This is a genomic window from Xanthomonas sp. SHU 308 (assembly GCF_000364645.1).
In the GTDB taxonomy this organism is placed as follows: Bacteria; Pseudomonadota; Gammaproteobacteria; order Xanthomonadales; family Xanthomonadaceae; genus Xanthomonas_A; species Xanthomonas_A sontii.
In genome coordinates this window covers 1-10338 of record NZ_AQOK01000409.1, presented here as the reverse complement: position 1 = coordinate 10338, position 10338 = coordinate 1, and the positions used below count along the sequence as shown (strand labels likewise).

13 protein-coding genes are annotated in these 10338 nt (G+C 70.4%); 7 read left to right on the top strand and 6 right to left on the bottom strand.

Going from position 1 to position 10338, the window contains the following annotated elements:
- On the top strand, positions 1-693 hold a 693-nt coding region (locus D588_RS24800; protein ID WP_017916392.1), incomplete at its 5' end, for an EAL domain-containing protein.
- A gap of 83 nt (positions 694-776) precedes the next feature.
- Here D588_RS24800 and D588_RS0113740 read toward each other — a convergent pair.
- The gene (locus tag D588_RS0113740; protein WP_017916391.1) at positions 777-965 is read right to left on the bottom strand and encodes a hypothetical protein; all 189 of its coding nucleotides are present in this window, start codon (positions 963-965) and stop codon (positions 777-779) included.
- Between D588_RS0113740 and D588_RS27875 the strand changes: the two genes are divergently transcribed.
- The 3 genes from D588_RS27875 to D588_RS0113725 all read left to right on the top strand — a co-directional run bounded on the left by D588_RS27875 (position 964) and on the right by D588_RS0113725 (position 3056).
- On the top strand, positions 964-1140 hold the full coding sequence (locus D588_RS27875; protein WP_017916390.1) for a hypothetical protein: 177 nt from the start codon (positions 964-966) through the stop codon (positions 1138-1140). The two genes, D588_RS0113740 and D588_RS27875, sit on opposite strands and share 2 nt — an antisense overlap.
- Positions 1141-1240: 100 nt before the next feature.
- Positions 1241-1975 carry a hypothetical protein gene (locus D588_RS0113730; protein ID WP_026143703.1) on the top strand — a complete coding sequence of 245 codons (735 nt, stop codon included), beginning with the start codon at positions 1241-1243 and terminating at the stop codon, positions 1973-1975.
- Positions 1976-2219: 244 nt separating this feature from the next.
- Entirely contained in the window at positions 2220-3056 is an 837-nt protein-coding gene (locus D588_RS0113725; RefSeq protein ID WP_017916388.1) for a DUF6348 family protein, read from the top strand.
- Between the two features lie 51 nt (positions 3057-3107).
- Here D588_RS0113725 and D588_RS0113720 read toward each other — a convergent pair whose 3' ends face one another.
- From D588_RS0113720 to D588_RS0113710, 3 genes are all read right to left on the bottom strand, one after another.
- Positions 3108-3893, bottom strand: a complete 786-nt coding sequence (locus D588_RS0113720; RefSeq protein WP_017916387.1) for a lysophospholipid acyltransferase family protein — start codon at positions 3891-3893, stop codon at positions 3108-3110.
- 343 nt (positions 3894-4236) lie between these two features.
- Positions 4237-4716 carry a hypothetical protein gene (locus D588_RS0113715; RefSeq protein WP_017916386.1) on the bottom strand — a complete coding sequence of 160 codons (480 nt, stop codon included), beginning with the start codon at positions 4714-4716 and terminating at the stop codon, positions 4237-4239.
- A 153-nt stretch (positions 4717-4869) separates the two neighbouring features.
- Complete coding sequence (locus D588_RS0113710) at positions 4870-5076, bottom strand: hypothetical protein (protein ID WP_017907475.1); 207 nt, start codon at positions 5074-5076, stop codon at positions 4870-4872.
- Between the two features lie 74 nt (positions 5077-5150).
- Here D588_RS0113710 and D588_RS0113705 point away from each other — a divergent pair, with 74 nt between their 5' ends.
- Positions 5151-6293, top strand: a complete 1143-nt coding sequence (locus D588_RS0113705) for an exodeoxyribonuclease III (RefSeq protein ID WP_017916385.1) — start codon at positions 5151-5153, stop codon at positions 6291-6293.
- 87 nt (positions 6294-6380) lie between these two features.
- Here the strand turns inward: D588_RS0113705 and D588_RS0113700 are convergent, their stop codons facing one another.
- Together D588_RS0113700 and D588_RS0113695 are read right to left on the bottom strand one after the other, a co-directional pair.
- Positions 6381-7199, bottom strand: coding sequence for an HDOD domain-containing protein (locus tag D588_RS0113700; protein WP_017907477.1), 819 nt, complete (start codon positions 7197-7199; stop codon positions 6381-6383).
- A gap of 156 nt (positions 7200-7355) precedes the next feature.
- Entirely contained in the window at positions 7356-7829 is a 474-nt protein-coding gene (locus tag D588_RS0113695) for a DUF1456 family protein (protein ID WP_017907478.1), read from the bottom strand.
- A gap of 141 nt (positions 7830-7970) precedes the next feature.
- Between D588_RS0113695 and D588_RS24795 the strand changes: the two genes are divergently transcribed.
- Both D588_RS24795 and glpD read left to right on the top strand, forming a co-directional pair.
- Complete coding sequence (locus tag D588_RS24795) at positions 7971-8831, top strand: DeoR family transcriptional regulator (protein WP_051067875.1); 861 nt, start codon at positions 7971-7973, stop codon at positions 8829-8831.
- Positions 8832-9120: 289 nt separating this feature from the next.
- The coding region (gene glpD, locus D588_RS0113685) for a glycerol-3-phosphate dehydrogenase (RefSeq protein WP_017916384.1) at positions 9121-10338 on the top strand (1218 nt) is incomplete at its 3' end.

The following is a 10338-nucleotide window of genomic DNA, read 5'->3' as shown; positions in this document are numbered from 1 at the left end:
GCGCCGCGCATCGTGTTCCAGCCGGTGTTCGCGCTGCAGGGGCTGCGCCTGCATGGGTTCGAGTGCCTGTCGCGTTTCGACGTCGTGCCGCAGCGTGGGCCTGCGCAGTGGTTCCAGCAGGCCGAGCTGGCCGGCGTCGGCATCCGCCTGGAGCTGCACGTGCTGGCCAAGGCGCTGGCGTATCTGCGGCGCTTCCCGCCGCAGTACCGGCTCAGCGTGAACATGTCGCCGGAACTGATCATGTCCGGGTCCCTGGCGGGGCTGCTCGGCGACGACACCGAGGTGACGCGCCTGATCCTGGAGATCACCGAGCACGCCATCGTGCGCAACTACCAGGCGCTGGCGCAGGCGCTGGCGCCGCTGCGCGAGCGCGGCGCGCAGGTGGCGGTGGACGATGCCGGCGCCGGCTACGCCAGCATGCGCCACATCCTGCAGTTGCAGCCGGACGTCATCAAGCTCGACATGAGCATCACCCAGTGCATCCATTCCGACCGCAGCCGCCGCGCGCTGGCCAAGGGGCTGACCAACTTCGCCCACGAGATCGGCACGCGGGTGGTGGCCGAAGGTGTGGAGACGGCGCAGGAACTGGACGCGCTGCGCGAGCTGCAGGTCGACCTGGTGCAGGGATATTTCCTGTCACGGCCGCTGTCGGAGGATGCGGCGCTGGCCCTGGCGCTGTCCGACGCCGGCTGAGCCGTGGGGCATCGTTGCAGTCGCGGCGCGATCGATCGAAAGCTTCGCCGATGCAGGCCTGCGGCCGATGCACGCGGCGTCCTCTACCACGGCACCACGCGGCCCAGATAATCCAGGTAGTGCAGGCCGCCGCGGCCGCGGGCGGCATCGATGGTGTCGAGCAGGGGCGGGATGCTGTCGTCGATGGACAGGCGCGCCTGCGGCCCGCCCATGTCGGTGCGCACCCAGCCGGGCGGCTCGGACTTGATCGCATTGGTGCCGGCCTCGTTCATGGCGGCGCAGCCCGACATGCTGCGCGAGCCTGCTTGCACGTTCGCGCTGCCGGTGGTCACCGAGCCCATCACCGTATCGATGTTGTGGCATCCGCGCCTGGAGCACGATGCGGCGCATCGGTGGCTCCGCGGCCTGTTTCTGTCCGAGTTCCGCTCGCGCGTGCCGCTGCGCTGAGTCGCACAGGCCGTTGCTGTCGGGATGCGACATCGGTACTGGTCCGTCGCCGCGGCGATGCCGCACACTTGCCGGCTCAGATCGAAGGCAGGAACAGGTGATGGCACGGCGATACGGATGGAGCGCGATGCTGGTGGGGCTGGTGGCGTTCGCCGCGGCGGCGGCCGGCCCCGCACCCGGCGAATACAGCACCAAGGAAGGCTGGGGCAGCATGCGGGTCACCGACAAGGGCGGCGCGCGCCAGTTCGACCTGTTGTCGGTCGGCGCCAACGGCCACACCTGCTCGCTGTCGGGCACGCTGCAGGGCGACAAGGCGGAGGTGAACGATGCCGGCGACGTGCCGTGCAAGCTCGCCTTCAAGCCGGTGCCGGGCGGGTTCAACGTGGCCGCGCTGACCGAGGAAAGCTGCCGCGACTATTGCGGCATGCGCGCCAGCTTCGAGGGCGACTACCTGCAGTTGCCGGCCGGCTGCACCGCCGCGGCCAGCAGCCGGCGGCGCGAGGCCTATCTGCAGGACTATCGCGGCAAGCGCTACGACAAGGCGCTGGCCGGCATGCAGGCGTTCGCAGGCGAGTGCGGCGGCTTCCTCAACTGGCTCGATCGCGACCGCTTCGCCAACGACCGTGCCATCACCCTGCTGCGCCTGGGTCGGCCGCAGGAGTGCCTGGCGGCGTTGGACGGCACCCTGGCCGGCCGCAGCCGCGACGAGGCCTCGTTCCAGGCGGAACTGGAAAAGCAGAGCACCATGCTGCCGCCCAGCGATTGGGATGCCTACCTGCCGATCGCCAAGTCCACCTGGTTCAACCGCAAGCAGTGCGAGGCGGCCAGGCGCTGACAGACGCTGTGTCGGTGCGGCGCGCCAATGGCCGCTGCACCGGGGCCGTCCGCCGCTGCGAGACGCGGCGCGGTGGCCATGGATGTGCTGCGGTTGGCGTGCGACGCGAGAGACGCCGAGGCCCCTGGCGCCGTTCCATGGCCCGCTGGTCGCCGGGGCGGCGTGGCGTCGCCGGTTGCCGTGGCCGCGGGCGACTGCGCATACTTCCGGCGACCAATGGCGCGTTGGACGCCCTGGAGCAAGGATGATCGATCGAATGCGACGCCTGTTGTCCTGCACCTCGCCACGCGGGGCCGATACCGCCCACGAGGCTGCAGGGCCGGAGCCCGCGCCCGACGCGCAGCCGCGCCATACTCTGCAGCAGCTGTTGCTGCAGGTGCTGCAGCGCGAGGGGCATGCGGCGACCCTGCACGACGAGGTGGTCGTGCTCGGCAACGGCCTGCAACTGCTCACCGAACTGGTGGATCTGGCCGAGCTGCGCAAGGGCGTGCGCACGGCCAGCTGCATTCGCGTGCATCACCGCAGCCTGTTCCCCGACGGGATCGTCGAGTTCCAGCATTCCATCGGCGAGGACACCGACGCGAGCCTGGCCTCGGGCTTCACGACGTGGGCGCGCACCGATCTGGTGGCGCTGTCGGAGGCGGTGGCCGCGCCGGCCGATGCGCGCTGCATGACGCTGCAGATGGAGTTCCCTGCCTCGGCCACGGCCGAGTCGGCGCTGCGGCGCACGGTGGTGCTGGGACCGGTGGCGCATATGAACGGCGACGCCGCGCGGGCCGCGGCGGGCGAGGACACCGAACACGCGTTCTGCCCGTGCTGCCTGTTCACCAACAGCCTGGATGCCTTGATGCCGTTGCTGCAGCGGGATCAGCGCATGCTCGGGATCCGCCTGTTCGCCTCGCGCGACGCCGACGGCGAGGTCGCGGCCGATTGCCGGGTCAACGGCGAGGACTTTCCCGATGGCGTGGCCTGCCTGCGCCGTTACGCCGAGACCTGGCCGGCGCTGGGCGCCATGGAATTCCGCAAGCAGTACGCGGTGGTGCGCCTGCCGGAGCCGGTGGCGCCGGACACCGCGCACTGACGCATCATCGGGCGCTGCCCGAGCGCGTGCGCAGTGTTGGGCAGCGGCGGTTTAGGCCGCCGCAGCGGCATCCGCCGGCGCGCTGGGCAGCGCCGACGCCACGATGCCGTGCAACTGCGCAGCCAGCGCCTTGCGGTCGCTGCCCGGCGCCACCGCGAGCGGTGCGTGGAAGGTTACCCTGACCACCGCGCCGGACAGGCGCAGGAAGTGCGCGACGTGCGCACCGGCCTGCATCTCGCCGTAGAAAGCGTAGGCATCGCGATCGCCGCCTTGCGCGATGGGGTGTCCGTCGACGCTGCGCACCTCCAGCGTGAACGGCTGCAGCGTCCACTGCCGCGCGCCCGGGTCGGCGCTGAGGAACAGCGAGAACAGGCTGGACTTGAACGGCGCAACGCGCTCGCCGGAAGAGGTGGTGCCCTCGGCGAACAGCACCACGTCGTGATCCGGGCGCAGTTGCGCCGCCACGGCGGCGGCCACCGCGGCCGCATCCTGGCGACGCCGGCTGATGAACACGGTCTGCGCCAGCGCACCGATGTGGCGCATGCCCGGCCAGCGTTCCATATCGTTCTTGGCGATGAAGCGCGCGCGCAGCAGGCTGCCCAGCACCACGATGTCGAAGTGGGAGATGTGGTTGCCGACGAACAGCGTCCCGCCCGCGTCGCGCGGCGTGCCCACCACCTCGACGCGAATACCCAGGGCGCGCCGCAGGCAGCCGAACCACAGCCGCGGCAGCACGAACGCGCCACGGCCGCGGGTGACGCGCATCAGCAGCCACTGCGGTGGGATCAGCAGCACGCTGGCCGCGATGCAGACGGCGAGCCGGACGATGGCGCGCACGCGGCCAATCGGGGCGTCTGCAACATGTCGGGGCGAAGCGGAAGGCATCGGGATCGCAGGTGAGGGCACGGTCGGCACGCGCGGCGGCGCGCCCGCGGCGATGGTAGCCGAGACGTGTGCACTTGAGCATCCACGGGTGACCTGCTGGCGGTCCGGCGTGCTGTCTGCTCCGCGCGTCGCGGCTGAAGCCGCTCCCACAGGGACCGGCGATGTGCTGGCTGGGGGCACTGTGGGGGGACTTCAGTCCCGACTGCTTTCAGGAACGGATGACTGGTGTGCTTCGTTCGTCGCGGCTGGAGCCGCTCCTGCGAGTCAACCGCGCTCAACGAGCCACGGCAAGTGACTAGCGGTGCGCCGATGCAGCGCTTGCAGAGTCTGCTGGGGTCGCCGGCTCAGCGCGCGCTGTCGCCTGTGTGCAGTCCGCACGCTGTGAGATGGCGAACGACGTCAGCGTCCAGTCATGCATGGATGCTTCCTCAACGCCGTAGATCCACGATTGGCGCAGGCCGTCGATGCAGCTGGCGATGGCGATGCTGTCGCCGGGCGCGCCTTGGTCGGGCAGCGGCAGCGCTACCGGCGCCTGGGTCGGCACGCCGTGCAGCGCACGTGCGTAGGTCAGCATCAGCGGGCCGAGTCGCTCCAGGTTCTGGGCCCGCGCCGGGCCGGCGTCCGATGGCCGATGCTGCGCCAGCCAATCGCGCACCTGGCGCCATTCGGGCGTGCCCGCGGCGTAGGTGTTGGTACTGGACACGCGCAGGCTGTCCGGCACGTCCGGCGCGGCGTAAGCCGCCAGCGGCAGCAGGGCGAGCAGCAGCGCGCCCATGCCCCATCGTGCGTGCCGGGGGCGCGTGTGCCCGTTTTCGAACGCCTCATCGCTGCACTTGTGCATCCGCGCGCTCCCTGCTGGTTGCCGGTGGCGCGACGATAGCACCATCGGCGGCCACGTCTTCCCGCGTGGCGCCGGCCGCGCCGACGCTCAACGCTTGCCCGGGCGATCGGCCAATGAGGCCTGCAGCGCGGTGGCCAATGCCGCGTCGCCGCTGACCAGCGCGCTCCAGCGCAAGTCCAGGCCCTTGCGCCGGCCCTTCTCGGTGAGCTTCAGGCCATCCGGGTCCACGGTCAGGGTGTAGTGCACGCCGTCGATCTCCAGTGCGCGGCGCAAGGGTTTGTCGAGCGGGGTCATGCGGCGGCTCCCGTTTTCACGATGCGGCGAGGGTAGCGGGGCCAAGGTGATGGCAGGTTCTGCAGGCGCGCCGGATGAAGACGCTCAAGATCGCCACCTATAACGTCAACGGCATCCGCAGCCGCTTGCCGCAGCTGCTGCAATGGCTGCAGCGCGAGGCGCCGGACATCGTCGGGCTGCAGGAGCTCAAGAGCGTGGATGCCGGCTTCCCGCTCGCCGAACTGCATGCCGCCGGCTACGGCGCGGTGTGGATGGGGCAGTCGAGCTGGAACGGCGTGGCGCTGCTGGCCAGGGGCTGCGATCCGGTCGAGAGCCGGCGCGGCCTGCCGGGCGATCCGCGCGACACCCAGAGCCGCTACATCGAGGCGATGGCGCACGGCGTGCTGGTCGGTTGTCTGTACCTGCCCAACGGCAATCCGCGCCCGGGTCCGAAGTTCGACTACAAGCTGGACTGGTTCGCGCGGCTGCAGCGGCATGCGCAGCTCCTGGTGGCGCTGCCGCATCCGGTCGCCTTGATCGGCGACTTCAACGTGGTGCCCACCGATGCGGACATCTACAACCCGGCCTCATGGCGGCGCGATGCGCTGCTGCAACCGGAAAGCCGCCAGGCCTATGCAGAACTGCTGGCGCAGGGCTGGACCGACAGTCTGCGCCAGGTGCACGGCGAGCGCCGCGTGTACACGTTCTGGGATTATTTCCGCCAGCACTGGCAGCGCGATGCCGGGCTGCGCATCGACCACCTGCTGCTGAATCCACCGCTGGCCGCGCGCCTGCGCGACGCCGGCGTGGACCGCTGGGTGCGCGACCTGCCGCATGCCAGCGACCATGCGCCGACCTGGGTCGTGCTGGGCGCGGCGCCGGCCCGCGGTGCAGCTACGTCGCCGGCGAAGCCGAAGCGCGGTGACGCGGGCGCTGAAGGAAACACGAAGGGCGGCAAGGCGACGAAGACCACGCGTACCTCCGCATCTGGCGCGACGTCGCGGGTGGAGAAGGCGGCAGCGCGGACCAAGGGCAAGGGTAAGACGACGGCCACGACCGCGGCGAAGTCGACGACGCCAGCGCCGGCAACAAAAAAGAAACGCGCAACAAAAACGGCAACCGCCAAGACGCCGAAAGCGCGCACGCCGCGCGCTGCCGCCACGGTGCCGCCGACGCCCTCGCGCGGTGGCAAACGCCGCAAACCACCCCTTCTCCCACCGGGAGAAGGTGGCGCGTAGCGCCGGATGAGGGTGCGGCAGAATCGGAAAGACGCAGTTCCCGCTATGCCGCCGCGCGGTGTGACCGACGTGGCGGCACGTCCTCCCTTACTTCAACATCTCGGTAAACGCGCGATCGGCCTCGATCACGTCCGGCAGCGCGGCGAACAGCGCGTCCAGATCCACGTCGTCCAGCAGCGGGCCGGTCACCGCCTGCCGCGCCTGGTCGTTGGCGCCGCCGTGACGCTCCAGCGCGTCGGCGACCAGCGCGGCCTGGGCGACCACCTTCGGCATCGGCTCGCCTTCCGGGGCCTGCAGCGGCCGCGCCTGGAAGGCGATGGCGGTCTGGATCACCTGCGGCAGGTGCCAGCGCCGCGCCAGCTCGGCGCCCACTTCCGGGTAGCCGAAGCCCAGTTGCACGGTCTCGTCGGCAGCGCGGCCGCTGGACGAGGCGTCCGGGTGCAGTTGCGCGGCGTAGTCGGGCGCGCCGGTCTGGATCAGCAGTTCGCCGATGTTGTGCATCATGCCGCAGGTGAACGCGGTCTCCGCGTCCAGGCCCTTCTGCCGCGCCAGCAGCCGGCACACGCCGGCCACTTCGAAGCTGTGCAGCCAGAACGCGCGCAGGTCGAAATGCGCCGGGGCATGGAAGGCGCCGGTCACCGAGGAGGCCAGCACCAGGGTGCGCAAGGTGTTGAAGCCCAGGCGCAGCGCCGCGTCTTCCACCGTGGTGGAGTCGCGCGCGCCGCGGAAGCGCGCCGAATTGGCCAGCCGCAGCACCTTGGCCGCGATCACCGGGTCCCGCTCGATGTTGCGCGCCACCGCGTCCAGGCTGGTGCCCGGCGCATCGAACTGCAGGATCAGGTCCTGCGCCACCTGGGGAATGGTCGGCAGGGTGTGCAACTGGTCGAACAGCGCCTCTAGCTTCATGGGGACCCTCGGAACGAAACGGGAGGCGGCAGGACCGGAAGCCGGCCGCGCCGCCACGGTGGCGGAATGCGCGCATCCTACCGATTCGCGATGGCCGGCGTGTGGAAAACCGGTCCCGCGGCGACGGCCGCGCCCTGGTGCAGCAGTGTGCGCGGCTCAGCCGGCGCTGCGCACGCGCAGGGTCAGGCCCTTGAGGAAGTTGCGCAGCAACTGGTCGCCGCACAGGCGGAAATTCTTGTGCTCCGGCTGCCGGAACAGCGCCGACAGTTCCGGCTTGGACACCGGGAAACCGGCGGCGTCGAAAATCTGGTGCATGTCCACGTCCTTGAGCTGGAACGCCACGCGCAGCTTCTTCAGCACCACGTTGTTGGTGATGCGCGCTTCCACCGGGCGCGGCGGCAGGCTTTCGTCGCGGCCGCGGTAGTGGAACACCAGCCCGTCCAGCACATGCGCCAGCACCGCGTCGCTGCATTCGACGAAGCCGTCTTCGTCCTCCTTCTTCAGCCACGCCGGGATCTGCGCCTTGTCGATCGGGAACGCGGGATCGGCGAGGTGCGCCAGATCGACGATCTTCTGGTCGCTCAGGTCGAGCATGTAGCGGATGGAGCGCAGGATGTCGTTGTTGAGCATGGCGGGTGTGGGAGTGCGGGAGGCCCGGCGAGGGGCGCTAGTCTAGGCGCTGGCCCGCATCGGCGCGTAGACCGCGCAGGCCCGGGCCATGGCTGCGGTTCACCGAGGGTGTGCACGCGGCGCGGTTGCATCCGCGGGCGCATGCGCCATCATCCATGCATGGACCATTCGATTCCCAAGCCGAGCGCGGTGTCCGCGCTGAATCCGCGCCAGGAGCAACTGGTGGCGCTGGTGCGCCAGCAGGGCTATGCCGAGGTGGAAGGGCTGGCGGCGCGCTTCGAGGTGACGCCGCAGACCATCCGTCGCGACCTGACCCTGCTGTGCGAGGCCGGCGTGCTGCGCCGCTACCACGGTGGGGTGAGCCTGCCGTCCAGCGTGGAGAACCTGGCCTACACGGCGCGCAAGTCGCTGCAGGCGCAGGAGAAGCGGCGCATCGCCACGCTGCTGGCGCAGCACATTCCCGACGACGCCTCGTTGTTCATCAACATCGGCACCACCAACGAGGACGTGGCGCGCGCGCTGATGGGCCACAGCGGCCTGCGGGTGATCACCAACAACCTCAACGTCGCGGTGATGATGAGCGCCAATCCCAGCTTCGAGGTGATGGTGGCCGGCGGGCGCGTGCGCGGCCGCGACCAGGGCGTCACCGGCGAGGCCACCATCGAGCTGATCCGCCAGTTCAAGGTGGACTTCGGCGTGATCGGCATCTCCGGCATCGACCCCGACGGCACCCTGCTGGATTTCGACTTCCACGAGGTGCGGGTGGCGCAGGCGATCATCGAGCACTCGCGGCAGGTGTTCCTGGCTGCCGACCACAGCAAGCTCGGTCGCAACGCCATGGTCCGGCTGGGACCGATCGGGCGGGTGCACGCCTGGTTCACCGACCGCGCGCCGCCGGCCGAGCTGGCCGCGGTGCTGGAGGCGGCCGGCACCCGCGTGTTCGTCGCCGAGGGCGATGCGGCCGACCAAGGCGCGCCGGCGCTGGACGCGGCCGCGGACTGAACGAGGCCGGACCTGCCGCCGCCGGGGTGGCACACAGGGCGTGTGTTCGGATTGTTTCGTTAATGTTGCGTGATGTGGCGCGGTCATCGCGCTGCAGCGGCCCTGGGCGCCCGCCCGGCTGTCTCTGGGCTAAGCCGCTGGCCGGTTACGGCCGGTTTGCAGGATGCCGTCGACGCCACGCTGCAGTGCAGCGTGATATGTTCGGAAATGTTCGTTTACGATCTTTTCGTCCTCAGTTCTGCGCTCGGCCACTGTTGCCGAGCCGGACACGACACTTCCGGAGTCGGCTATGCGTGAGACCTACGATGTGCTGGTGGTCGGTGGCGGCATCAACGGCGTGGGCATCGCCCGCGACGCGGTGGGCCGCGGATTGTCGGTGTGCCTGTGCGAGCGCGACGACCTGGCCGCGCATACCTCCAGCGCCAGCACCAAGCTGATCCACGGTGGCCTGCGCTACCTGGAGCAGTACGAGTTCGCCCTGGTCGGCAAGGCCCTGGCCGAGCGCGAGGTGCTGCTGCGGCTGGCCCCGCACATCATCTGGCCGCTGCGTTTCCTGCTGCCGCACCAGCCGCACCTGCGCCCGGCGTGGATGATCCGCACCGGCCTGTTCCTGTACGACCACCTCGGCCGCGGCCGTCGCACCCTGCCGGGCTCGCGACGCCTGGCGCTGCGCACGCACCCGGTGGGTGCGCCGCTGCGCGAGGAGTTCCGCACCGGTTTCGTCTATTCCGATGCCTGGGTGCAGGACGCGCGGCTGGTGGTGCTCAATGCGATGGACGCCGCCCAGCGCGGCGCGCGCATCCTCACCCGCACCCGCTGCGTCGGCGCGCGCCGGGTCGATGGCCTGTGGCAGGTGCAGTTGCAGCATGCAGACGGCCGTCGCGAGGAACTGCGCGCGCGGTCGCTGGTCAACGCCGCCGGACCGTGGGCGGTGCAGTTCCTGGACGAGGTGGCGCACGTCGGCCACGACCACGCGCTGCGCCTGGTCAAGGGCAGCCACATCGTGGTGCCGCGGCTGTTCGAACACGACCATGCCTACATCTTCCAGCAGCCGGACCGGCGCATCGTCTTCGCCATTCCGTACGAGCAGGACTACACCCTGATCGGCACCACCGACGTCGACTACCACGCCGACCCGGTCGCACCGCGCATCGACGGCGAGGAGACGCGCTATCTGTGCGAGGCGGCCAACCGCTACTTCCGCAAGCAGATCGCCCCGGACGACGTGGTGTGGAGCTACAGCGGCGTGCGCCCGCTGCTCGACGACGAGGAGGACAACGCCGCCGAGGTCACCCGCGACTATCTGCTGGAACTGGACACGCGCGATGGTGCGGCCCTGCTCAATGTGTTCGGCGGCAAGCTCACCACCTACCGCAAGCTGGCCGAGGAGGCGGTGGACCGGCTGACCGCGCATGCCGGGCGCAAGGCGCCGGCCTGGACCGCGCACGGTGCGCCGCTGCCGGGCGGCGAGCGCAGCGACATCGCCACGCTGGCGCGCGAGTTGCGC